This window comes from Agromyces capsici, from assembly GCF_058349965.1.
In genome coordinates this window covers 739,561-761,063 of record NZ_JBYRET010000002.1, presented here as the reverse complement: position 1 = coordinate 761,063, position 21,503 = coordinate 739,561, and the positions used below count along the sequence as shown (strand labels likewise).

Below are 21,503 nucleotides of genomic sequence, written 5' to 3'. Positions count from 1 at the left end.
CGAAAGGCTAGCGGCACCGAGAGCGCGGCCACCCGCCGAGCGACTGGATTGGCAGCATTTCGGAGCACCGAACCGGCCCGCCCGAAGCGGCCCCGCCGGGACGGCTCCCGGCTCAGCCGACGAGCTTCTGCCAGCCGTCGCCGTCGGCGTACTCGAAGATCAGGTTCGTCTCGGTGTGGGCGACCGCGGGGTGGCCGGTGAGGTGCGCGAGCACGAACTCGCGCAGTTCGACCGCGTCGCGCGCGGCCACGTGCAGCAGGTAGTCCTCGGCGCCGGCCATGTGGAACACGCCGAGGACGCCGGGCAGGTGCGGCACGGCGTTGCGGAATGCGTCGATCTCGCTGCGGTCGTGCTTGACGAGCCGGATGGCGATGAGCGCCTGGAGCGAGACGCCGAGCGAGGCGAGGTCGACGTCGACACGGTACCCGCGGACGGTGCCGAGGCTCTGCAACCGGCGGAGCCGCAGCGACACGGTCGACTCGGCGACGCCGACCTCGGCCGCGAGCGCGGCGCCAGATGCACGGGCGTTCTTCGAGAGGGCGGCGAGCAGCGCCCGGTCGACGCGATCGAGTTCCGGTTTCTGCACCATCGCTCGCTTCCTTCCCCTAGTTCTGTGAAGATTCTGCGCCCTCAGATACAGAATCGCAAGAGCCTGCAGGCCGACTTGAGTCTGGTCACAGATTCTGCTTCATTGACCCCATGCTGACACCGACGTCGAACCTCGAGACCCGTGCCGTCCACGCTGGGATGGAGGGGGTGCGCGAGCAGGGCTCGCACGTTCCCACGATCGATCTTTCCACGACCAACCCGCTCGGCGACGTCGAGAACGGCGGACTGTCGTACGAGGAGCTCGCGACGGGCGGCTGCCTGACCGAAGGCCGTTCGGCGGTCTACCAGCGACTGTGGCATCCCGGCGTCGCGCGCTTCGAGACCGCGCTGGCCGACCTCGAGGGCGCCGAGGGCGCGGTCGCCTTCGGCAGCGGGATGGCGGCGCTCGCCGCCACGCTCATCGCGGCGGGGTCGGCCGGCACGCCCCACATCGTGGCCGTCCGGCCGCTCTACGGCGGCACCGACCACGTGCTGGAGAGCGGCCTGCTCGGCACCGAGGTGACCTGGACCGACGTCGACGGCATCGCCGGCGCCATCCGCCCCGACACCGGCCTCGTGATCGTCGAGACCCCCGCGAACCCGACGCTCGAGCTGGTCGACCTGCGCCGGGTGGCGGACGCCGCGGGGCGCGTGCCGCTCCTCGTCGACAACACGTTCGCGACGCCGGTGCTGCAGCGCCCCATCGAGCACGGCGCGACGCTCGTGCTGCACAGCGCCACGAAATACCTCGGCGGACACGGCGACGCGATGGGCGGCATCGTCGCCGGCCCGACCGAATGGGTCGAGCGCCTCCGGCGCGTGCGGGCCCTCACCGGCGGTCTGCTGCACCCGATGGGCGCGTACCTGCTGCACCGCGGGATCCGCACGCTCCCCGTGCGCGTCCGCGCGCAGCAGCAGACGGCCGTCGAGCTCGCAGATCGGCTGCAGGCGCACCCCGCCGTCGCACGAGTGCGCTACCCGGGCCTGCCCGGGCAGGACCCGCAGGGCCTGATCGGCCGCCAGCTCGCCGGCCCGGGATCGATCATCGCGATCGAGTTGGTTGGCGGCTACGACGCCGCGTGCCGGTTCACCGAGGCGTGCCGCCTCGTGACGCACGCCGTGTCGCTCGGCGGCGTCGACTCGCTCGTGCAGCACCCGGCGTCGCTCACCCACCGGCCCGTCGCGGCGCACGCGAAGCCCGACGGCGGCGTCGTACGGCTCTCCATCGGGCTCGAGCACGTCGACGACCTCACGGCCGACCTCATGGCTGCGCTCGACGCGGCCGCCGATCCCGGCGACCTCGAGCGCTCGCCGGAGTTCGCGGCCTCGGTCGACGCCGCGAGCTGACCCGCATCCGGTATCGGGGCGACGTTGCGGCGTCGCCCCGATACCCCGACGCCCCGGGTCGGCCTCAGCGCCCGGAGAGCCGACGACGGAGCATCTCGATGCGCGACTGCAGCTGGGTCACGGTCGCCTGCGCGACCTCGGGGCCGCCGCACGCGCGCCGGAGCTCGGCGTGCACCATCGAGTGCGCCTGCCCGTTCTGCCGCGCGTACAGCCCGACGAGGCTGTTGAGCAGGGTCCGCTGCTCCTTGAGCGTGCGGTAGAGCGCGACGGGCTCGGCGGCGCCGGCTCCCGCGGCGTCGCCGTCGCCGCCGCCCTCGGAGGCGGCCGCGTGCTTGCGCCGATCGGACGCCCGGCGGGCCTGTCGCGCCTGCCGGTGCCGCAGCAGCTCGGAGACCTGCTCGGGTTCGAGGATGCCGGGGATGCCGATGAAGTCGAGCTCCTCGTCGCTGCCGGGCTCGGCGAACGTGCCGAACTCGGTGCCGTCGTAGACGACCCGGTCGAAGTTCGCGTCGGAACCGAGCGCCTGCCACGTGAACTCGGCCTCGAGCTCGTCGGATGCCTTGTCTTCGCGGTTGGCCGACTCGAGCAGGCCGTCCTCGAGGCCCGGGTCGTCGTCGCCGTCGCCGGAGCGCCGGTCGAGCGCGTGGTCGCGCTGCCGTTCGAGCTCGGAGGCGAGCGCCATGAGCACGGGCACGTTCGGCAGGAACACCGACGCGGTCTCGCCGCGGCGCCGGGCGCGCACGAAGCGCCCGATCGCCTGGGCGAAGAACAGCGGGGTCGACGAGCTCGTCGCGTACACGCCGACGGCGAGCCGCGGCACGTCGACACCCTCGGACACCATGCGGACCGCGACCATCCACCGGCTCGTGCCGTTCGAGAACTCCTCGATGCGCGCCGAGGCCTCCTTCTCGTCGGAGAGCACGACCGTGACCTTCTCGCCGCAGATGCCCTCGAGGATCTCGGCGTAGGCCCGTGCGACGGACTGGTCGGTCGCGATGACGAGCCCCCCGGCATCCGGGATCGCGTGCCGAACCTCGGTGAGGCGCCGGTCGGCGGCCTGCAGCACCGACGGGATCCACTCCCCCGTCGGCTCGAGCGCGGTGCGCCACGCGGCCGAGTGGATGTCCTTGGTCGCGTCCTCGCCGAGGCGCGCCTCCATCTCGTCGCCGGCCTTCGTGCGCCAGCGCATGCTGCCCGCGTAGACCATGAAGATCACGGGGCGCACGACGCCGTCGGCGAGGGCGCGGCCGTAGCCGTAGTCGTAGTCGGTGCTCGACACGCGGATGCCCTGCGCGTCGGGCTCGTAGTGCACGAACGGGATCGGCGCGGTGTCGCTGCGGAACGGCGTGCCCGTCAGCGACAGGCGCCGCGTGGCGGGCTCGAAGGCCTCGCGGATGGCGTCGCCCCACGAGAGCGCGTCGCCGCCGTGGTGCACCTCGTCGAGGATCACCAGCGTGCGACCCGAGAGCGTCAGCTCGCGATGCAGCGCGGGCCGCACGGCCACCTGCGCGTACGTCACGGCGACGCCGTGGTAGTGACGCGCGCTGCGACCGTGCGCGTTGCGGAACCCGGGGTCGAGCCGGATGCCGACGCGCGCGGCGGCATCGGCCCACTGCCGCTTCAAGTGGTCGGTCGGTGCGACCACGGTGATGCGGTCGATCGTGCGGCGCGCGCGGAGCTCGGCGGCGAGCCGGAGCGCGAACGTCGTCTTGCCGGCGCCCGGCGTCGCGGCGGCGAGGAAGTCGCGCGGCTCGGTCTCGAAGTAGCGGTCGAGTGCCTCGGCCTGCCAGGCGCGCAGCTTCGACGCGGTGCCCCACGGTGCGCGGGCCGGGAACGAGGGTGAGAGGTGCTCGGCGGCCGAGGTGCCCGGCAGGTGCTGGCCGGATGGGGTCGCGGTGCTCACTGGATGGGAGGCTACCCGAGCCGACTGACACACGGCCACTCGACAGGCTGTGCAGAATGGAGGGATGGTCACCCAACAGCATCCGTGGTCGAGATATGTCGCGATCGGCGACTCGTTCACCGAGGGCATCGGCGACCCCGAGCCAGGAGTGCCCGATGGCAACCGCGGCTGGGCCGACCGCGTCGCCGAGGTGCTCTCGCAGGGCGTCGACGACTTCGCGTACGCCAACCTCGCCATCCGCGGCCGGCTCATCCAGCAGATCATCGACGAGCAGATCGAACCGGCGCTCGAGCTGCGCCCCGACCTGATCACGATCTCCGCGGGCGGCAACGACGTCATCCGCCCCCGCACCGACCCCGACGAGATCTCGGCGCGATTCGAGTACGCCATCGAGCGGCTCTCGCGCGACCGGGCGACGATCGTGCTCTTCACTGGCGTCGACGTCGGCTTCTCCCCCGTGTTCCGCGGGATCCGCGGCAAGGTCGCGATCTACAACGAGAATCTCCGCGCGATCGCGCAGAAGCACGACTGCATCGTCGCCGACCAGTGGGCGCTCGCCGAGATCCAGGACCAGCGCATGTGGGACCGCGACCGCCTGCACCTGAACGCGCTCGGCCACCACGAGGTGGCGCGGATGGTGCTGCGCGCCCTCAACGTCGAGAACGACCTCGAGCCCATGAAGCCCGAGCCGCTGCCGCAGCACTCGTGGCGCCAGGCTCGCACGCAGGACCTCTCGTGGGCGCGCGAGTACCTCGTGCCGTGGGTCGTCCGCCGCATCCGTCACCAGTCGTCCGGCGACCTCATCACCGCCAAGCGGCCGGATGCCGGTCCCTACGCCGCTCGTGTCGAGGATGCCGACGGCGCCGAGGGGGCGACGAGATGAAGCCACTTCGGTACGCGATCAACGTCACGCTCGACGGCTGCGTCCATCACGAGGCAGGAGTCGCTCCGGATGAGGAGTCGATGCGCTACTGGACCGACGAGATGGAACGTGCCGACGCCGTGCTCTTCGGCCGGACGACCTACGAGATGATGGAGTCGGCCTGGCGGCGGCCGGCCACGGGCACGTGGCCCGACTGGATGCGGGAGTGGGAGATCCCGTTCGCGGAGGCCATCGACCGGACGAAGAAGTACGTCGTGTCGAGCACGCTTGGGGCGGTCGATTGGAATGCCGAGCTGGTGCGAGGCGACCTGGAGCTCGCGGTTCGGCGGCTCAAGCACGAACCGGGCGAGGGCCTGTCCGTGGGTGGCGTGATGCTCCCCCGAGCGTTGGCAGATCTCGGACTGATCGACGAGTACGTGTTCGTGGTGCAGCCGGTCCTCGCCGGGCACGGGCCGACGTTGCTCGCCGGGCTGCGTGAGCGCATCCAGCTCGAGCTCGTGGATCGCCACGAGTTCCGATCGGGAGCGGTCGCCCTGCGCTACCGCCCACGAGCGTAGGGCCCATCGCCGTTCGTCATGGCCGGGAACGAATGGCTCGGCCCTAGTCGAGCCCGCCCGGGTTCGTGAGGCGCCACCACATGCCCGGGTCGTCGATCGTGCCATCGAGCACGAGCGGAACCTCGACGCGCTGCGTGCCCGCGGTGACGACCGCGGTGCCGACGGCCGCGCCATCCGCTGCGAGCGTGATCGGGTCGGCGTCGACGGTGACATCGACCGGCGTATCGGACCACACGACGACCGTCGCGCCCTCGGCAGTGCGCGCCGTCGCGGTGTCGCCCCAGGGCGTCGTGTACGACGCGACCTCGGTGCCGGCCTCGATCGCGACGACCTCGTGGAAGCCGGGCGCGATCGTGTCGATCATCTCGGCGATCGCCTGCCGCACCGCCGGGTGGTTCGCACCGCCGAGCACCACGCCGACGACCGTGACCGACGACGAGCCGACCGCGACGTCGGTGGAGAACAGCAGGTTCGCCGCGTCATCCGTCGTACCGGTCTTGATGCCGTCGACGCCGTGCGTGCCGAGCAGCTTGTTCGAGTTCTGCAGCACCCCGAGCTCGGGGATGTCGACCTGCTGGGTCGCGACGATCTCGGCGAGCGTGGGGTCCTGCAGGGCGAGCTCGCCGAGCCGGACGAGGTCGGAAGCGGTCGCGACGTTCTCGAGCGACAGGCCGCTCGGGTCGGCGATGCGCAGCGAGCCGAGGCCCTGCTCGGCGGCCCAGGCGTTCGCGCGCGCGACGTAGGCGTCGATCGAACCGAACCCCCAGATCGCGAGCGAGTTCGCGTAGTTGTTGCCCGAGGGCAGCATCATCGCCTCGAGGCTCTCACGCAGGCTCAGCGTCGCGCCCTCGGCGACGGGGGCGACCGAGCCGTTCTGGGCGATCATGTCCCAGTAGATCGCGACGTCGGCCGCGGTGTACCCGATGTCGGGGCCACCCTCGCCCGCCGGGATCGGCTGCTCCTCGAGCAGGACGAGCGCGGTGACGACCTTCGCGATGCTCGCGATCGGCATGGCGGTGGTCTCGTTGCCGGTGGCGAGCGCACCGTCGTGGCCGACGGCGCCGACGGCCCAGGCACCGAAGTCGGGCTGGTCGACGACCTGCGTCGGCGCGACGATCGGGGCGGGGTCGACGACGGATGGCGCGGCCACCGGGACCGGCGCGTTCAGCGTCGTCGTCGCGTACGCGCCGCCGCCCACGAGGCCCGCGAGCAGCATGCCGAGCGTGCCGAACACGACGATCCGCCGCCGGCGGTAGACGCGGGCGGAGGGTCGGGGCGGCGCGGCGGCGGGCGCGGGCGGTGCCGGGTCGAGCGTTCGAGTCATCGCGTTCAGGATACCGAGGGCACCTCTGTGAGCGCGTACAACGCGACGGCGGCGGCGGCAGCTACGTTGAGCGAGTCGACGCCGTGCGCCATGGGGATGGTGACGACGGTATCGGCGGCGGCGAGCGCCTGCCGCGAGAGCCCGTCGCCCTCGGCGCCGAGCACGAGCGCGAGCCGCTCCGGTGGATCGGCAGCGAGGGCGCGCAGCGTGACGGCGTCGTCGGCGAGGGCGAGCGCGGCGACCCGGAACCCGCGGGCGGTGAGCAGGTCGCGCGCGTCGGCCCACCCGGGCAGGCGCGTCCAGGGCACCTGGAACACCGTGCCCATGCTCACCCGCACGCTTCGGCGGTACAGCGGGTCGGCGCAGCGCGGCGTGACGAGCACCGCGTCGGCACCGAGCGCGGCGACGGAGCGGAAGATGGCGCCGACGTTGGTGTGGTCGACGATGTCCTCCAGGATCACGACGCGGCGTGATGCGGCGAGCAGGTCGCCCGGGTCGGGCAGCGCAGGCCGCTCGAACGCGGCGAGGGCGCCGCGGTGCACGCGGTACCCGGTGATGGCCTCGAGCTCGGCGGGGTCGGCGAGGTGCACCGGGATGTCGAACGGCGCGAGGGCCGACTCGAGGCCCGGCAGCCACTTCTCCTCCATGAGCACCGACCTCGGCGTGCAGCCCGCGTCGATCGCGCGTCGGATGACCTTGGCCGACTCGGCGATGAAGATGCCGCGCTCGGGCTCGGTGATGCTGCGGAGCGCGACATCCGTCAACCGCGCGTAGTCGGCGACGGCGTCGGATGACGCGTCCCGGACGTGTTCGATTCGCATGCGTACAGCCTGCCGGTCCCTCCTGCCGCCCGCGGAAACATTCCGGTAAAGCGCGGCGTTTAGAATCAAGCACCGCACGAAGGGAGAGCCCGTGGCCACAGGGATCGAGGCACCGGCCCCATCCGACGTGCAGCTCGACGAGGCGATCCGCCTGATGCGCGGCTCGCACGTCGCCGTGCTCACCGGCGCGGGCGTGAGCACCGACTCGGGCATTCCCGACTACCGGGGCGAGGGCGCACCGGTGCGCGCGCCCATGACCTTCCAGACCTTCCTGACCTCGGAGACCGCGCGGAAGCGCTACTGGGCGGGCAGCCACCTGGGCTGGCGGCACTTCGGGGTCGCCCAGCCGAACGACGGGCACCGTGCGCTCGCGGCGCTCGAAGCTGGCGGCGTCGTGTCGGGCGTCGTGACGCAGAACGTCGACGGGCTCCACCGCCGCGCGGGCAGCACGCACGTCGTCGAGCTGCACGGCGCCACCGACCGGGTGCTGTGCCTCTCGTGCGGGCAGGTGTTCGCTCGCCAGTCGATCGCCGACCGGCTCGAGCAGCTGAACCCGCACATCGACCTCGAGACCGCGATCCGGCCGAATCCCGACGGCGACGTCGACGTCGACGACCCCGATGCGATCGTGATCCCCGAGTGCACGGTGTGCGGCGGCATGCTGAAGCCCGACGTGGTGTTCTTCGGCGAGTTCGTGCCGACGCCGGTGTACCGCCAGGCGGCCTCGCTCGTGCAGCACGCCGACGTCCTGCTGGTCGCCGGGTCCTCCCTGGTGGTCAACTCCGGCGTGCGTCTGCTCGAGATCGCCCGGCGACGCCGGGTGCCGATCATCGTCGTCAACCGCGGCATCACCAAGGGCGACAGCCGTGCGACCGTGAAGCTCGACGCGGGCGCGACCGAGACCCTGACGGCGATGGCCGAGGCGCTGGTCTCCTGATCGTCAGCGGCGGGCGTGTGCGGCGCGCCCGTTCGCCTCGCCGACGTCGAGCAGCAGTGCGAGCAGTCGCTCGGCGGACGCGCTCCAGGTGAACCGGCCGGCGAGTTCGGCCGAGGCCGCGGAGCGGCGCTCCCATTCGCCCGTCGCGTCGAGCGCAGCGATCGCGCGCGCGGCCCCGGCGGCGTCGTCGGCGGGGAAGTATGTGGCCGCGTCGCCGCCGATCTCGCGGAAGATCGGGATGTCGGTGACGACCGCGGGCGTGCCGAACCGCATGGCCTCGACGAGCGGGATGCCGAACCCCTCGGCCTTCGACGCGGTCACGAGCGCGGTCGCATCCGCGAGTGCCGCCGCGTACTCGGCGTCGGTGGCGCCGTCGTGGAACACGAGCCGGGCCTCGGGGGCGAGTCGCGTGAGCCGCTGCCGCTCGTGCTCGGGCACCCGGCTCATGAGGTGGAGCTCGTGGTCGGGCAGCATCCCGACGGCGCGCACGAGCGTGTCGACGCCCTTGTACGACATGAACGAGCCCATGTAGACCAGTCGCTTGTCGGCCGGCCGGGTGCGGGGAAGGTCGGGCGTCCCGAGCTCGTCGGCGGCGTTGTGCACGACGGTGAGCGGTCGGCGGGTCAGCCGATGCTTGCGGATGAGGCCGGCGCTCGTCTCGGAGACGGTGACGATCGCGTCGGCCCGGTTCAGCAGCATCCGCTGCGGCCACCAGGCGAGGTGGTAGAGGCGCCACAGGCCGCGCACGAAGGCGGGCAGGTCGCGCGGCGGCGTGCGGTTCTCGTAGTAGATCAGGTCGTGCAGGGTCAGCACGAGGCCGTAGTCGCGGCCCCACGAGCCCATGGTCTGCATGGGCGAGAACACCACGTCGGGCTTGAGCTTGCGCACCTGCCGGGCGACCCACGGCTCGCGTGGGCTCGTCGGGCTGCTGACGAGCTCCCACGGCAGCGCGGGCAGCTTCGCGAGCTGGCGGTGGTCGCTGATGAGCATGGTCAGCGGATGGCGCTTCGCGAGCTCGCCGACGAGCGCCGCCGTGAACCGGCTGATGCCGTCGTGGTGGTCGATCCGCACGTAGCGGCAGTCGACGACGAGTCTCACGCGCGCTCCCCCTCGACGAACACGCGGATGTGACCGGCCGCCTCGGCGGGCGTCTCGTAGTGGATCAGGTGCCCCACGCCGCCGATCACGGCGAGCGTCGCGTCGTCGAACAGCGGCTGCAGCCGATACTGCGCCGCGAGCGGCGTCACGTCGTCCTGCTCGGCGACGACGAGCAGCACCGGCATGCGGATCGCCGGCGCGTACTCGCGAACGTCGTGGCTCACGGACGCCTCGAACGCCTGGAGCACGGCGTCGCGGTCGCTGAACGCGGAGAAGTACCGGTCGTGCTGGTCGTGGATGAACCGGCGGAGGTCGGGCTCCTCGGTCTTGGCCATGGTCACGCTCATCACGCGCACGATGGCGCGGTTGCGGAGCAGCGCGAACCCGAGCTTCTCGGGCAGGGCCGCCGATGCGCGGTAGTAGCCGATCGCCAGCTTGGTCATGATCGCGCGCGGGCCCTCGAGCGCGGGCGCGCCGATCGGGTTGACGAGCACCAGGTCGTCGGGCGCGAGGCCGCCCGCCACGGCCGCCGACGCGATGATCGAGCCGAACGAGTGGCCGAGCAGCGTCCAGCCGCCGGGACCGTCGGGCGCCGCGGCATCCGCCATCCCCGAGACGCGGGCGAACTCGGCGAGCCACGCCGCGTACCCGTCGATGTCGTGCGCGCCGTGGGCGAACGTCGACGAGTCGCCGAACCCGGGCAGGTCGGGCACGATGACGCGATAGCCCGGGAGCTTCGCGACGATGGGCTCGAGTCCGTGGTGGTCGCCGCGGAAGCCGTGCACCATCAGGATGACCGGCGCCTCGGGATCGCCGTACTCCCACCACGCGGTGTCGCTGCCCCGCACACGGGCGTGGCGTTCGCGCACCGGGATGCGCGCGAGGTCGTCGGCGTACGGTGAGGCGATCATCCGTGTCATCCTACGGCGCGGCACCTGAGCGCTGTCGGAGGCGACGGATACCGTGACCGGCATGGAGCACTCCCCCGCCGCATCGTGGGCCGACACCCTCGCCGTCTTCGACCTCGAGACCACCGGCATCGACATCGACACGTGCCGCATCGTCACCGCCCACGTCGGCGTCATCGGGGTCGACGGCGAGGTGCTCGAGCAACGGGAGTGGCTCGTCGATCCCGGCGTCGAGATCCCCACCGCGGCCACGCTCATCCACGGCGTGTCGACCGAGCGCGCCCGGCTCGAGGGGCTCGCCGCCGTGCAGGCCGTCGCCGAGATCATCGGCGCGCTGCGCGATGCCGCGTCGCGCGGACTGCCGATCGTCGCGTACAACGCGGCGTACGACCTGTCGGTGCTCCACCGGGAGGCCGAGCGCTACGGGCACGAGGCGTTCCGCGGGCCCGGGTACGTCGTCGATCCGCTCGTCATCGACAAGGCCGTCGACCGGTACCGGCGTGGCAAGCGCACGCTGACCGCCGCGTGCGAGCACTATGGCGTCGAGTTGCTCGCCGCGCACGACGCCGGCGCCGACGCGATCGCCGCCGGCCGCGTCGCGCAGGCCATCGCCCGCGCCTTCCCCGAGCTCGCGGCGTGCGCGGTGGCCGAATTGCACGCACGCCAGGTCGACTGGTGCCGCGAGCAGGCCGAGGGCTACCAGCAGTGGCGGCGGCAGAACGGCGAGCCCGAGTTCACGACGTCGGGAGCGTGGCCGATCCGCTGATCGACCGTCGCGCTCCGGTCCGCGCCGTGGAATCCTTGCCTCATGGAGCCACCCCGCGTGAACCGTTCCGAGACCGAGGCGCTCGTCGATGCGAGCGCACTGTGGATCCTCGGCGACACCCCGGTCGATCCGGTGCTGGACGCCGCCGTCGACCTCATCGTCGCCGGCACGGATGCCGCGGCGCTCCGCGAGCTCGCCGGCATGTCCGATGCCGACGACCCGTGGCAGATCCGCGCGGCCCTGGGTCGCACGTTCGACGAGCTCGGGCTGACGATGCCCGACGCCGCCTCGCCGGCGACCACGCGCCTGGCGCTGCGAGAGCTGTGCGCGCTGTTCCTGCACGACCGCATCTCGGTGCGCGAGCTCATCGACCGGGCCCGGGCGCTCGCGGGCGACACGGCCGGCTCAGTCGGGGCGGATCCGCTGCTCGAGATCGGAACGGCGCTCGACGCCGGCCGGTCGACCCCGCACGAGGCGCAGCTCGCCGCGATCGACTGGGCGACCGGCTACCTCGCGGCGTCGTCGCCGGAGTCCTGAGGCCCCCACCTCCTGCGCCGGCCCGCCATCCGCCGTTCGACGAGAGTTCGGTGTTCGGGTCCAGGTTCGGGTGCACCCCGGCACCGGTCCGGGGCATGACGAGAGGGCGGGCGACCGGAGTCGCCCGCCCTCTCGTGGTGGCGTCTTAGGCGCCGAAGCCCTTGAAGCGCTTGTTGAACTTCTCGACGCGGCCGGCCGAGTCCATGATGCGCTGCTTGCCCGTGTAGAACGGGTGCGACTCCGACGAGATCTCGACGTCGATGACCGGGTAGGTCTCGCCGTCGAGCTCGATCGTCTTGTCGCTCGAGACCGTCGAACGGGTGAGGAACGTGGCGCCCGAGGCGAGGTCGCGGAAGACGACGGCGTTGTAGGTCGGGTGGATGTCGGCCTTCATGGTGAATCCTTGCTGGTCGGATGGTGGGTTCGCCCCGCCTCAGGGCAGGGAAGCGTGTCGGCCGTTGGGCCAAAAAAAGAGTCTAGCAGAGACGACGAGCGGATGCCGCGCCGCGCCGGCCTCGTCAGGCGGCCGAGCGGCGCGCGGTGTACCGGCCGTCGGACTCGCTGAGCTCGATCGGCATGCCGAACGTCTCGGCGAGCGTCTCGGCGGTCAGCGCCTCGTCGATGGGGCCGGCTGCGCGGATCTTGCCGCCGGCGAGGAGCATCGCGTGGGTGAACCCCGCCGGGATCTCCTCGACGTGGTGGGTGACCATGACGATGGCCGGTGACGACGGCGACGAGGCGTACCCGCCGAGCAGCGAGACGAGCTCTTCGCGCGCGCCCAGGTCGAGGGAGGCGGCCGGCTCGTCGAGCAGCAGCAGCTCGGGGTCTGTCATGACCGACCGGGCGATCTGCACGCGCTTCTGCTCGCCGTCGGAGAGGCTGCCGAAGCGGCGACCGGCGAAGCCCTCGAGGCCCCACTCCTTGAGCACGCGCTGCGCGCGGCGGTCGTCGATGGCCTCGTACTCCTCGTTCCACCGGCCCGTGACCGAGTACGCGGCGGTGAGCACGGCGTCGAGGACCGTCTCGTTCTTCGGGATCCGGCGCGCCATCGCCGTCGAGGCGAACCCGATCATGGGGCGCAGCTCGAACACGTCGACCTTGCCGAGCGACTCCTGCAGCACCTCGGCGGAGCCCGTGGTGGGATGCATCGCGGCGGCGGCGATCTGCAGCAGCGTGGTCTTGCCCGCGCCGTTCGGCCCGAGGATCACCCAGCGCTCGTCGGACCCGACGTTCCAGTCGATGTCGTCGAGGATCGTGTTGCCGTCGCGGACCACCGACACATGCTGGAACTGGAGAACCGTAGACGCCATGCGCTCCATGCTAGTAGGACGGATGGCACGCTCCGGCGCACCCCCGACCCGCTCAGCGGCCCGCGAGCACCCGCTCGTACAGCGCTCGCGTGGCGGCGGCGATCGCGTCCCACGCGAAGTGCTGCTCGGCGCGCACGCGGCCCGCGGCACCCATCTCGCGGGCGCGGGCGGGGTCGCTGACGACCCGCGTCAGCGCCTCGGCGAGGTCGGCCACGAACCGGTCGGGATCGAGGGGCGTGCCGGTGCCGTCGTCGCTCTGCTCGATCGGGACGAGCACGCCGGTGACGCCGTCGTCGACGACCTCGGGGATGCCGCCGGTCGCCGTGCCGACGACCGCCGCGCCGCACGCCATCGCTTCGAGGTTCACGATGCCGAGCGGCTCGTACACCGAGGGGCAGACGAACGCGGTCGCCGCCGTGAGGAGGGCCGTGAGCTCGGCGCGCGGCAGGTGCCGGTCGATCCACACGACGCCCTTGCGCGTCTCGCCGAGCTCGGCGACGAGCCCGGACACCTCGGCCATGATCTCGGGGGTGTCGGGCGCGCCGGCGCAGAGCACCAGCTGCACGTCGGCGGGCAGCGACCGGGCGGCGCGCAGCAGGTACGGCAGGCCTTTCTGCCGGGTGATCCGCCCCACGAACACGATCGACGGGCGATCGGGGTCGACACCGAGCGCGCGCACCTGGTCGGCGTCGTCGTTCGGCTTCCAGTCGGTCAGGTCGATGCCGTTGTAGACCACCGACACCCGCTCGGGGTCGATGCCCGGGTACGAGCGCAGGATGTCGCGGCGCATGCCGTCGCTCACCGCGACCACGGCGTCGGCGCTCTCGAAGGCGGTCCGCTCGACCCAGCTCGAGACGCGGTACCCGCCGCCGAGCTGCTCGGCCTTCCACGGACGCAACGGCTCGAGGCTGTGGGCCGTCACGACGTGCGGGATGCCGTGCAGCTGCTTCGCCGTGATGCCCGCGAAGTTGGCATACCAGGTGTGCGAGTGCACGAGGTCGGCGCCCGCGGCATCCTGCGCCATCAGCAGGTCGACGCCCATCGTCGCGAGGGCCGCATTCGCCGACGCGAACTCGGCGGGCGTGGCGTACGCCGTGGTGCCCGCCTCGTCGCGCGGCGCGCCGAAGCAGCGGACCTGCACGTCGATGTCCCTGCGCAGCGCGCGGACGAGCTCGGCGACGTGCACGCCGGCCCCTCCGTAGATCTCGGGCGGATATTCGCGCGTGAGGAGGTCGACTCGCATGCGGCAACGTTAGCCCTTCGAGGTCACGCGCCGTCAACCACCTGTGCCGCGCGGCATCCGGCTGACTACGCTGGGCACATGGTCGCCACGCGCAAGATCTTCGGCATTGTCCTCGCTGGTGGCGAGGGCAAGCGCCTCATGCCCCTCACCGAGGACCGCGCGAAGCCGGCGGTGCCCTTCGGCGGGCAGTACCGGCTCATCGACTTCGCACTGTCGAACCTCGTCAACTCGGGCCTGCGCCAGATCGTCGTGCTGACCCAGTACAAGTCCCACAGCCTCGACCGCCACGTCTCGCAGACCTGGCACCTCGACGGCCTGCTCGGCTCGTACGTCGCATCGGTGCCAGCGCAGCAGCGGCTCGGCAAGCGCTGGTTCTCGGGTTCCGCCGACGCGATCCTGCAGAGCCTCAACCTGATCTACGACGAGCAGCCCGACATCATCGTCGTCGTCGGCGCCGACCACGTCTACCGCATGGACTTCAGCCAGATGATCCAGGCGCACATCGACTCCGGCGCCGAGGCGACGGTCGCCGCCATTCGCCAGCCCATCTCGCTCGCCAACCAGTTCGGCGTCATCGAGGTCGACGCGACCTCGCCGCAGCGCATCCACCGGTTCCTCGAGAAGCCGAGCGACCCCGAGGGCCTGCCCGACTCGCCCAACGAGGTGCTCGCCTCGATGGGCAACTACGTCTTCAACGCCGACGCGCTCATCGATGCCGTGCTGCGCGACGGCGAGCGCACCGACTCCAGCCACGACATGGGCGGCGACATCATCCCCGCGTTCGTCGCGCAGGGCACCGCGGGTGTGTACGACCTCAAGGGCAACGACGTCCCCGGGTCGACCGACCGCGACCGCTACTACTGGCGCGACGTGGGAACGATCGACTCGTTCTTCGAGGCGCACCAGGACCTCATCTCGGTCCTGCCGGTCTTCAACCTGTACAACCGCGAGTGGCCGATCTTCAGCCAGCAGGTGAACTCCCCGCCCGCGAAGTTCACGCGCGACTCGCGCGGCTCGCTCGGCACGGTCATCGACTCGATCGTCTCGCTCGGCTCGGTGATCTCGGGCGCGCACGTCGAGCGCAGCGTGCTCGGCCCGTGGGCGATCGTGGGCTCCGGGGCGCACGTGGCCGACTCGATCCTGTTCGACCGCGCGCGGATCGAGGCGGGTGCGACGGTGCAACGGGCGATCCTCGACAAGGAGGTCGTCGTCGAGGAGGGCGCCCGCATCGGCGTCGACCGCGCGGAGGACATCGCGCGCGGGTTCGTCGTGACCGACAGCGGCGTCACCGTGGTGGGCAAGGGATCGCACGTCCGGGCCACCGCGTGAGCCCAGCGCCATCCGGCCGCGAAGGCGGCCTGCTCGTCGTGCTCGACGCCGACTCCACGCTGATCCGCGAGGAGGCGATCGAGCTGCTCGCCGAGGCGGCCGGAAGCCTCGAGCACGTCGCGGCCGTGACCGAGCGCGCCATGCGCGGCGAGCTCGACTTCGCCGCGAGCCTGCGCGAGCGTGTCGCGACCCTGGCCGGCCTGCCCGTCGCCGAGGTCGCTGCGGCGCGCTCCAGGCTGACGCCGACGCCCGGCGTCGAGGCGCTCATCGACGGCGTGCACGCGGCGGGCGGTCGCGTGGGGGTCGTCTCGGGCGGATTCCACGAGCTGCTCGACCCGCTCGCCGACCGGCTCGGCCTCGACTTCTGCCGTGCGAACCGGCTCGAGGTCGACGGCGACCGGCTCACGGGCCGCGTGCTCGGCGACATCGTCGACGCCGAGGCGAAGCGGCGCGCGCTCGAGGAGTGGGCCGCCGCATCCGGTGCGCCCCTCTCCCGCACCATCGCCGTCGGCGACGGCGCGAATGACCTGCGCATGCTCGACCGGGCAGCGCTCGGCGTCGCGTTCTGCGCGAAGCCAGTGGTGCGGGCGCAGGCCGATGTCGCGATCGACCGCGTCGACCTCAGCGGCGTGCTCGCGCTCGCCGGCCTCCGCGGCTGACGTATCCCTCCCCCCGGCTGGGAGTCGCATCAGAAGCCGGGCGGTCATCCTCGCACCGGCTTAGCATGACGCCATGGCCAGCCGCATCGTCGCACGCTCGTCTGCCGTGGGCGCCATCGTCGCCCTCCTCACCGTCGGCACCGCGGGTGCCGCGATCGGAGCTCCCGCTGCGCCGCCCGGCGGGGGCGCCGTCGAGGACCTCATCGAACTCCCCGACGGATTCCGACCCGAGGGCATCGCGATCGATCCGCGCGGCACGGCCTACTTCGGGTCGCTGGCCGATGGCGACATCGTCGCGGTCGACCTGCGGACCGGCGAGGAGGTCGACCGTTTCGAGGGCCCGGGCACGCCGTCGGTCGGGCTCAAGGTCGATCAGTTCGGCCGGTTGTTCGTGTCAGGCGGACCCGCCGGCGACGCGCGCGTGATCGATACGGCCACGGGCGACCTGCTCGCGAGCTATCAGCTCACGACCGGACCGGCATTCATCAACGACGTCGTCCTCACTCGGGATGGCGCGTTGTTCACGAACAGCCAGGCGGCAGAGCTCTCCTTCCTGCCGATCGGTCCGGGCGGAGCGCTTCCGGATGCGGATGACGTCGAGACCCTGCCGTTGACGGGCGACTGGTCGCAGGTCGCCGGGTTCAACGCGAACGGCATCGCCGAGACGCCCGACCACCAGGCGCTGCTCGTCGTCCAGTCCGCGACCGCGACCGTCTTCCGCGTCGACCCGGACACGGGCGTGGCGACGGCCGTCGACCTCGACGGGTTCGCGGCCACGGCCGGCGACGGCCTGCTCGTCATCGGCCGGACCCTCTACGTCGTGCAGAACCAGTTGAACACCGTGGCCGTCCTCCGGCTCAGTGCCGACGGAAGCTCGGGTGAACTCGTCGACAGGCTCACGAGCGCGGAGTTCGACGTGCCGACGACGGTTGCCGCGTACGGCGATGGCCTGTACCTGCCCAACGCGCGGTTCGGTACGCCGCCGACGCCCGACACGACGTACACGGCGGTGCGAATCGATCGCTGATCGGTGCGGCGGCGGCCCCTAGTGGCCCATGCCGAGGCCGCCGTCGACCGGGATGACGGCGCCGGAGATGTAGCCCGCGTCGTCGCCGGCGATCCAGGCGACGACCTTCGCGACCTCGGACGGCGACGCGAAGCGGCCCGCCGGGATGGACTTCTTGTACTCGGCCTGCTGCGCCTCGGGGAGGGCGTCGGTCATGTCGGTCTCGATGAAGCCGGGCGCGACGACGTTGGCGGTGATGTTGCGGGCGCCGAGCTCGCGCGTGATCGAACGGGCCATGCCGACGAGCGCGGCCTTCGACGCCGAGTAGTTGACCTGGCCGGCGCCGCCGTACAGCCCGACGACGCTCGAGATGAGCACGATGCGGCCGTAGCGCGCCTTGAGCATCCCCTTCGACGCGCGCTTGATCACGCGGAACGCACCGGTGAGGTTGGTGTCGACGACGCTCGTGAACTCCTCCTCGCTCATGCGCAGGAGCAGGGTGTCGCGCGTGATGCCGGCGTTCGCGACGACGACCTCGACGGGGCCGAGCTCGGCCTCGATCTCGGAGAACGCACGGTCGATCGACTCGGCGTCGGTCACGTCGGCGCGGACCGTCAGCGTGCCCTCGGGACCCTCGCCGGAGCGGGCGGTCACCGCGACGCGGTGGCCCTGTGCGACGAACTCCTGCGCGATCGCGTAGCCGATTCCGCGGTTGCCTCCGGTCACCAGCACGGTGCGGCTCGTGGTCATGGCGGACTCCGTCTCTCTCCAAGGGACACGTCAAGGCCGGAAGGCCCGTCCCAGCATAGAGGTTGCCGAAAGCGCGGCATCCGCTGGCCCTCGGAGTCGTAGGCTTGAAGGTGAGGAGCGCCGGCAGGCCACGGCGACCAGCATGAAGCACCAGCCCCTGCAGTCGATCACGTCGCTGCCTCCTTCGCCCGAGGAGGAGCGTCGCGCGCGCATGATCAAGTACTCGATCATGATGGGGATCCGCGTCGCATGCATCGTCGCGCTGCTGTTCGTGCAGGGATGGTGGATCCTGGTGTTCGCGGCGGGTGCGGTGTTCCTGCCGTACTTCGCGGTCGTCGTGGCCAACGTGGCGACGAACCGCCCGCAGGCCAAGGTCGAGCGCCCGGGCAGCATCGTGCCCGTCGGCCGGCCGGCGCCGTACGACGCCGACGCCGACGCCGACGCCGACGCGAGCGGAACCGCCGACGCCGCCGGCGAACCGCGAACCGCCGCGGAGCCCGATGGCGGACGCCCAGACGACGAGGGTCCGGAGGCCGAACGGTGATCGGCTCGCTCGGCGCCGCCCCCGCGGGCGGCTGCTCCCGCGCGGGCTGCCGCGAGGCGGCGACCTGGCGCATCGACTGGCGCAACCCGAAGATCCACGCGACCGACCGGGTGAAGACGTGGCTCGCGTGCGACGAGCACGTCGACTACCTCCGCGAGTTCCTCGCCTCGCGCTCGTTCCCGGTGCGCGTCTCGGCGTTCGATGCGTCGGCCCCCGATGACGCGGCGGCGGCGCCCGCGCCCATCGCCGATCCGTCCGTGGCAGGCGGTGACGGCGCATGAGCGACTGGCGCTTCCTCCTCGCCCCGCGCTGGGCGGGCTACCTCGCGCTCGTGATCGTGTTCGCGATCGCGTGCTCGGCGCTCGGCACGTGGCAGTTCAACCGCCGCGCCGAGGCGCTCGCCGAGGTCGCGCGCATCGACGCGAACTACGACGCCGAGCCGGTGCCCGTCGCCGAGGCGCTGCCCGAGCACGACGGCTTCGACATCGACCAGCGCTGGCAGGTCGTCGCGCTCACGGGCGAGTTCCTGCACGACGAGGAGGTCGTCGTGCGCAACCGGCCGAACGCCGGAAGCACGGGCTTCGAGGTGATCACCCCGATGCGCCTCGCGGATGGCACGGTGTTCATGGTCGACCGCGGCTGGATCGCGCAGGACTCCGACGGCCGGCCCTCCGAGGTGCCGCCGGCGCCCGACGGCGAGGTCTCGGTGACCACGCGCCTGAAGGCCGGCGAGCAGCGGATCGCGGGGCGCACCTCGTCGGGCTCGGAGTTCGCGACGATCGACCTCGACGAGCTCGCCGAGCGTGTGGGCGAACCGTCGTACACGGGCGCCTACGGCATCCTGATCCAGACCGGCGCCGACGCGAACGAGCCGCCGCTCGCCCTCCCCCGCCCCGTCCGCGACGAGGGCCCGCACCTCTCGTACGCGCTGCAGTGGTTCGTGTTCGCGCTGCTCGCGTTCATCGCGCTGGGCTGGTTCGCGAATCAGGAGCGCAAGGCGCTCGCGGCGGATGCCGCGGAGCGGTCGGGCGTCCCGCGCCGCCCGGCCGGGCCCACGCGACCGCCGCGACTCCAGCCCGCGCGAACCGACGCCGACGTCGAGGACGAGATCCTCGACCGCCGCTGAGCTCGGACGCCGAGCTGCCCGGCGGAACGACGTTCCATTTGCGTGATCCGGTACCGAAGTACCGAAGTACCGAAGTACCGGGATTCTCGAGGTGGATCACTCGCCCCCGCACCGGTGGAGTCTCCGTCGCGAATCCCGCATTCCCGCGGATCGACCCGCGGGAACCCGGGATTCACAGCGGGGAACGCAGGCGACCGAGCGGACTATGCCAACTCGATGAGCTCCTGGTACTCGCGGCTCCAGTGGTCCTCGACGCCGTCGGGCATGATCAGCACGCGCTCGGGATTGAGCGCCTCGACGGCGCCCGGGTCGTGCGAGACGAGCACGACCGAGCCCTCGTAGTGGGCCAGCGCGTCGAGGATCTCGGCGCGGCTGGCCGGGTCGAGGTTGTTCGTGGGCTCGTCGAGCAGCAGCACGTTCGCACCGGAGACGACGATCATCGCGAGCGCGAGCCGGGTCTTCTCGCCGCCGGAGAGCACGCCCGCGGGCTTGTGCACGTCGTCGCCCGTGAACAGGAACGAGCCGAGCACCTTGCGCGCCTCGGTCTCGGTCAGGTTCGGCGAGGCGCTCACCATGTTCTGCAGCACGGTGCGCGCGACATCCAGCGTCTCGTGCTCCTGCGCGTAGTAGCCGACGCGCAGGCCGTGCCCGGCCTCGACGACACCCGTGTCGGGCCGGTCGACGCCGGCGAGGATGCGCAGCAGCGTGGTCTTGCCGGCGCCGTTCAGCCCGATGATGACGACCTTCGAGCCGCGGTCGATCGCGAGGTCGACGGCCGTGAAGATCTCGAGCGATCCGTAGCTCTTCGACAGGTCGGCGGCGGTGAGCGGCGTCCGGCCGCACGCGGCCGGGGTCGGGAACCGGAGCTTGGCGACCCGGTCGACCTGGCGCACCTCCTCGAGCCCGGAGAGCAGCTTCTCGGCGCGGGCGACCATCTGGTGCGCCGCGGCGGCCTTGCTCGCCTTGGCGCCGAACTTCGCGGCCTGCTGCTTGAGCGCGTCGGCCTTCTTCTCGGCGTTGACGCGCTCCTTCTTGCGGCGCTCCTCGTCGGCGGCCCGCTGGCGCAGGTAGTGCTTCCAGCCCATGTTGTAGATGTCGATGAGCGAACGGTTCGCGTCGAGGTAGAACACGCGGTTGACCACCTCGCCCACGAGCTCGACGTCGTGGCTGATGACGATGACACCGCCCTTGTAGCCCTTCAGGAACTCGCGCAGCCACACGACCGAGTCGGCGTCGAGGTGGTTCGTGGGCTCGTCGAGGATCATCGTCTCGGCGTCGGAGAACAGGATGCGCGCGAGCTCGATGCGGCGCCGCTGGCCGCCCGAGAGCGTCTTCAACGGCTGGTCGAGGATGCGGTCGGGCAGGTTGAGGTTCGACGCGATCGACGCCGCCTCGGCCTCGGCGGCGTACCCGCCGAGCGCCTGGAAGCGGTCGGTGAGGTTGCCGTAGCGCTTCATGGCCTTCGCCGCGACATCCGGATCGTCGGAGCCCATGAGCTCCGACGCCTCGTGCATGCCGAGCACGAGCGAGCCCAGGCCGCGCGCATCGAGGATGCGGGTGCGGGCCAGCATCTCGGGGTCGCCCGAGCGCGGGTCCTGCGGCAGGTAGCCGATCTCGCCCGACCGGTCGATGCGGCCGCCGGTCGGCAGCGTCTCGCCCGCGAGGGTCTTGGTGAGCGTGGTCTTGCCGGCGCCGTTGCGGCCGACGAGCCCGATCTTGTCGCCGTCGGAGACGCGGAAGTTCACGCCCTCCATGAGCACGCGCGCGCCTACGCGGATCTCCAGGTCCTGGACGGCGAGCACGGTTGACCTCCGGTGGGGCGGCGTTGGGGTTGGCGTGCCGAGCGGCACAGCCCTCCAGTCTAGCG

Annotated in this window: 23 protein-coding genes; 12 read left to right on the top strand and 11 right to left on the bottom strand. The window is 71.9% G+C overall.

Going from position 1 to position 21,503, the window contains the following annotated elements:
• Positions 1-112: 112 nt before the first annotated feature.
• Positions 113-589 carry an Lrp/AsnC family transcriptional regulator gene (locus AC3RKB_RS17315; RefSeq protein ID WP_491437514.1) on the bottom strand — a complete coding sequence of 159 codons (477 nt, stop codon included), beginning with the start codon at positions 587-589 and terminating at the stop codon, positions 113-115.
• 110 nt (positions 590-699) lie between these two features.
• Between AC3RKB_RS17315 and AC3RKB_RS17310 the strand changes: the two genes are divergently transcribed.
• Entirely contained in the window at positions 700-1,935 is a 1,236-nt protein-coding gene (locus AC3RKB_RS17310) for a trans-sulfuration enzyme family protein (protein ID WP_491437512.1), read from the top strand.
• A gap of 64 nt (positions 1,936-1,999) precedes the next feature.
• On the opposite strand, the gene AC3RKB_RS17305 is transcribed toward AC3RKB_RS17310, so the two are convergent.
• Positions 2,000-3,838 (bottom strand): DEAD/DEAH box helicase, encoded by a 1,839-nt coding sequence (locus AC3RKB_RS17305; protein WP_491437511.1) that lies wholly within the window; start codon positions 3,836-3,838, stop codon positions 2,000-2,002.
• Positions 3,839-3,902: 64 nt separating this feature from the next.
• On the opposite strand from AC3RKB_RS17305, the gene AC3RKB_RS17300 reads away from it, so the two are divergent.
• Positions 3,903-4,721 (top strand): SGNH/GDSL hydrolase family protein, encoded by an 819-nt coding sequence (locus AC3RKB_RS17300; protein WP_491437510.1) that lies wholly within the window; start codon positions 3,903-3,905, stop codon positions 4,719-4,721.
• The gene (locus tag AC3RKB_RS17295; RefSeq protein WP_491437508.1) at positions 4,718-5,278 is read left to right on the top strand and encodes a dihydrofolate reductase family protein; all 561 of its coding nucleotides are present in this window, start codon (positions 4,718-4,720) and stop codon (positions 5,276-5,278) included. The genes AC3RKB_RS17300 and AC3RKB_RS17295 overlap by 4 nt, the downstream gene beginning before the upstream one ends.
• 43 nt (positions 5,279-5,321) lie before the next feature.
• Here the strand turns inward: AC3RKB_RS17295 and AC3RKB_RS17290 are convergent, their stop codons facing one another.
• Both AC3RKB_RS17290 and AC3RKB_RS17285 read right to left on the bottom strand, forming a co-directional pair.
• Entirely contained in the window at positions 5,322-6,602 is a 1,281-nt protein-coding gene (locus AC3RKB_RS17290; RefSeq protein ID WP_491437507.1) for a D-alanyl-D-alanine carboxypeptidase family protein, read from the bottom strand.
• A 5-nt stretch (positions 6,603-6,607) separates the two neighbouring features.
• Positions 6,608-7,423, bottom strand: a complete 816-nt coding sequence (locus AC3RKB_RS17285) for a TrmH family RNA methyltransferase (RefSeq protein ID WP_491437506.1) — start codon at positions 7,421-7,423, stop codon at positions 6,608-6,610.
• Between the two features lie 154 nt (positions 7,424-7,577).
• Between AC3RKB_RS17285 and AC3RKB_RS17280 the strand changes: the two genes are divergently transcribed.
• Positions 7,578-8,360: a Sir2 family NAD-dependent protein deacetylase gene (locus AC3RKB_RS17280; protein WP_491437879.1), complete on the top strand. Its 783-nt coding sequence runs from the start codon at positions 7,578-7,580 to the stop codon at positions 8,358-8,360.
• A 3-nt stretch (positions 8,361-8,363) separates the two neighbouring features.
• Here the strand turns inward: AC3RKB_RS17280 and AC3RKB_RS17275 are convergent, their stop codons facing one another.
• Positions 8,364-9,458, bottom strand: a complete 1,095-nt coding sequence (locus AC3RKB_RS17275) for a glycosyltransferase (protein WP_491437505.1) — start codon at positions 9,456-9,458, stop codon at positions 8,364-8,366.
• Positions 9,455-10,369 carry an alpha/beta fold hydrolase gene (locus AC3RKB_RS17270; protein WP_491437503.1) on the bottom strand — a complete coding sequence of 305 codons (915 nt, stop codon included), beginning with the start codon at positions 10,367-10,369 and terminating at the stop codon, positions 9,455-9,457. Before AC3RKB_RS17270 ends, AC3RKB_RS17275 begins: the two co-directional genes overlap by 4 nt.
• A 61-nt stretch (positions 10,370-10,430) precedes the next feature.
• On the opposite strand from AC3RKB_RS17270, the gene AC3RKB_RS17265 reads away from it, so the two are divergent.
• Both AC3RKB_RS17265 and AC3RKB_RS17260 read left to right on the top strand, forming a co-directional pair.
• Positions 10,431-11,132, top strand: a complete 702-nt coding sequence (locus AC3RKB_RS17265) for an exonuclease domain-containing protein (RefSeq protein WP_491437502.1) — start codon at positions 10,431-10,433, stop codon at positions 11,130-11,132.
• A gap of 42 nt (positions 11,133-11,174) precedes the next feature.
• Positions 11,175-11,669 (top strand): hypothetical protein, encoded by a 495-nt coding sequence (locus tag AC3RKB_RS17260; protein WP_491437501.1) that lies wholly within the window; start codon positions 11,175-11,177, stop codon positions 11,667-11,669.
• Between the two features lie 145 nt (positions 11,670-11,814).
• On the opposite strand, the gene AC3RKB_RS17255 is transcribed toward AC3RKB_RS17260, so the two are convergent.
• The 3 genes from AC3RKB_RS17255 to glgA form a co-directional block, all read right to left on the bottom strand.
• Positions 11,815-12,063: a type B 50S ribosomal protein L31 gene (locus AC3RKB_RS17255; RefSeq protein WP_491437499.1), complete on the bottom strand. Its 249-nt coding sequence runs from the start codon at positions 12,061-12,063 to the stop codon at positions 11,815-11,817.
• Positions 12,064-12,187: 124 nt separating this feature from the next.
• The gene (locus tag AC3RKB_RS17250; RefSeq protein ID WP_491437498.1) at positions 12,188-12,979 is read right to left on the bottom strand and encodes an ABC transporter ATP-binding protein; all 792 of its coding nucleotides are present in this window, start codon (positions 12,977-12,979) and stop codon (positions 12,188-12,190) included.
• 52 nt (positions 12,980-13,031) lie between these two features.
• On the bottom strand, positions 13,032-14,222 hold the full coding sequence (gene glgA, locus AC3RKB_RS17245; protein WP_491437497.1) for a glycogen synthase: 1,191 nt from the start codon (positions 14,220-14,222) through the stop codon (positions 13,032-13,034).
• Between the two features lie 78 nt (positions 14,223-14,300).
• Here glgA and glgC point away from each other — a divergent pair, with 78 nt between their 5' ends.
• From glgC to AC3RKB_RS17230, 3 genes are all read left to right on the top strand, one after another.
• The gene (gene glgC, locus AC3RKB_RS17240; protein WP_491437496.1) at positions 14,301-15,551 is read left to right on the top strand and encodes a glucose-1-phosphate adenylyltransferase; all 1,251 of its coding nucleotides are present in this window, start codon (positions 14,301-14,303) and stop codon (positions 15,549-15,551) included.
• Positions 15,548-16,210 (top strand): phosphoserine phosphatase SerB, encoded by a 663-nt coding sequence (serB, locus tag AC3RKB_RS17235; RefSeq protein WP_491437495.1) that lies wholly within the window; start codon positions 15,548-15,550, stop codon positions 16,208-16,210. The genes glgC and serB overlap by 4 nt, the downstream gene beginning before the upstream one ends.
• Positions 16,211-16,283: 73 nt before the next feature.
• Entirely contained in the window at positions 16,284-17,237 is a 954-nt protein-coding gene (locus AC3RKB_RS17230) for an NHL repeat-containing protein (RefSeq protein WP_491437494.1), read from the top strand.
• Positions 17,238-17,255: 18 nt separating this feature from the next.
• Here AC3RKB_RS17230 and AC3RKB_RS17225 read toward each other — a convergent pair whose 3' ends face one another.
• Positions 17,256-17,966 carry a beta-ketoacyl-ACP reductase gene (locus AC3RKB_RS17225; RefSeq protein WP_491437493.1) on the bottom strand — a complete coding sequence of 237 codons (711 nt, stop codon included), beginning with the start codon at positions 17,964-17,966 and terminating at the stop codon, positions 17,256-17,258.
• 142 nt (positions 17,967-18,108) lie between these two features.
• On the opposite strand from AC3RKB_RS17225, the gene AC3RKB_RS17220 reads away from it, so the two are divergent.
• From AC3RKB_RS17220 to AC3RKB_RS17210, 3 genes are read left to right on the top strand one after another with little or no spacing between them, the layout of a single operon-like run.
• A complete protein-coding gene (locus AC3RKB_RS17220; RefSeq protein ID WP_491437492.1) occupies positions 18,109-18,510 on the top strand; it encodes a DUF3099 domain-containing protein in 402 nt (133 codons plus the stop codon).
• Positions 18,507-18,791 (top strand): hypothetical protein, encoded by a 285-nt coding sequence (locus AC3RKB_RS17215; protein ID WP_491437491.1) that lies wholly within the window; start codon positions 18,507-18,509, stop codon positions 18,789-18,791. Before AC3RKB_RS17220 ends, AC3RKB_RS17215 begins: the two co-directional genes overlap by 4 nt.
• Positions 18,788-19,636: an SURF1 family cytochrome oxidase biogenesis protein gene (locus tag AC3RKB_RS17210; RefSeq protein ID WP_491437490.1), complete on the top strand. Its 849-nt coding sequence runs from the start codon at positions 18,788-18,790 to the stop codon at positions 19,634-19,636. The genes AC3RKB_RS17215 and AC3RKB_RS17210 overlap by 4 nt, the downstream gene beginning before the upstream one ends.
• A 203-nt stretch (positions 19,637-19,839) precedes the next feature.
• Here AC3RKB_RS17210 and abc-f read toward each other — a convergent pair whose 3' ends face one another.
• Positions 19,840-21,438, bottom strand: coding sequence for a ribosomal protection-like ABC-F family protein (abc-f, locus tag AC3RKB_RS17205; protein ID WP_491437488.1), 1,599 nt, complete (start codon positions 21,436-21,438; stop codon positions 19,840-19,842).
• Positions 21,439-21,503: the final 65 nt, after the last annotated feature.

Coding starts and splice junctions, on each gene's coding strand:
- AC3RKB_RS17315 (WP_491437514.1), bottom strand. CDS start 589: ATGGTGCAGAAACCGGAACTCGATCGCGTCGACCGGGCGCTGCTCGCC.
- AC3RKB_RS17310 (WP_491437512.1), top strand. CDS start 700: ATGCTGACACCGACGTCGAACCTCGAGACCCGTGCCGTCCACGCTGGG.
- AC3RKB_RS17300 (WP_491437510.1), top strand. CDS start 3,903: ATGGTCACCCAACAGCATCCGTGGTCGAGATATGTCGCGATCGGCGAC.
- AC3RKB_RS17295 (WP_491437508.1), top strand. CDS start 4,718: ATGAAGCCACTTCGGTACGCGATCAACGTCACGCTCGACGGCTGCGTC.
- AC3RKB_RS17290 (WP_491437507.1), bottom strand. CDS start 6,602: ATGACTCGAACGCTCGACCCGGCACCGCCCGCGCCCGCCGCCGCGCCG.
- AC3RKB_RS17285 (WP_491437506.1), bottom strand. CDS start 7,423: ATGCGAATCGAACACGTCCGGGACGCGTCATCCGACGCCGTCGCCGAC.
- AC3RKB_RS17280 (WP_491437879.1), top strand. CDS start 7,578: ATGCGCGGCTCGCACGTCGCCGTGCTCACCGGCGCGGGCGTGAGCACC.
- AC3RKB_RS17270 (WP_491437503.1), bottom strand. CDS start 10,369: ATGATCGCCTCACCGTACGCCGACGACCTCGCGCGCATCCCGGTGCGC.
- AC3RKB_RS17265 (WP_491437502.1), top strand. CDS start 10,431: ATGGAGCACTCCCCCGCCGCATCGTGGGCCGACACCCTCGCCGTCTTC.
- AC3RKB_RS17260 (WP_491437501.1), top strand. CDS start 11,175: ATGGAGCCACCCCGCGTGAACCGTTCCGAGACCGAGGCGCTCGTCGAT.
- AC3RKB_RS17255 (WP_491437499.1), bottom strand. CDS start 12,063: ATGAAGGCCGACATCCACCCGACCTACAACGCCGTCGTCTTCCGCGAC.
- AC3RKB_RS17250 (WP_491437498.1), bottom strand. CDS start 12,979: ATGGCGTCTACGGTTCTCCAGTTCCAGCATGTGTCGGTGGTCCGCGAC.
- glgA (WP_491437497.1), bottom strand. CDS start 14,222: ATGCGAGTCGACCTCCTCACGCGCGAATATCCGCCCGAGATCTACGGA.
- glgC (WP_491437496.1), top strand. CDS start 14,301: ATGGTCGCCACGCGCAAGATCTTCGGCATTGTCCTCGCTGGTGGCGAG.
- AC3RKB_RS17230 (WP_491437494.1), top strand. CDS start 16,284: ATGGCCAGCCGCATCGTCGCACGCTCGTCTGCCGTGGGCGCCATCGTC.
- AC3RKB_RS17225 (WP_491437493.1), bottom strand. CDS start 17,966: ATGACCACGAGCCGCACCGTGCTGGTGACCGGAGGCAACCGCGGAATC.
- AC3RKB_RS17220 (WP_491437492.1), top strand. CDS start 18,109: ATGAAGCACCAGCCCCTGCAGTCGATCACGTCGCTGCCTCCTTCGCCC.
- AC3RKB_RS17210 (WP_491437490.1), top strand. CDS start 18,788: ATGAGCGACTGGCGCTTCCTCCTCGCCCCGCGCTGGGCGGGCTACCTC.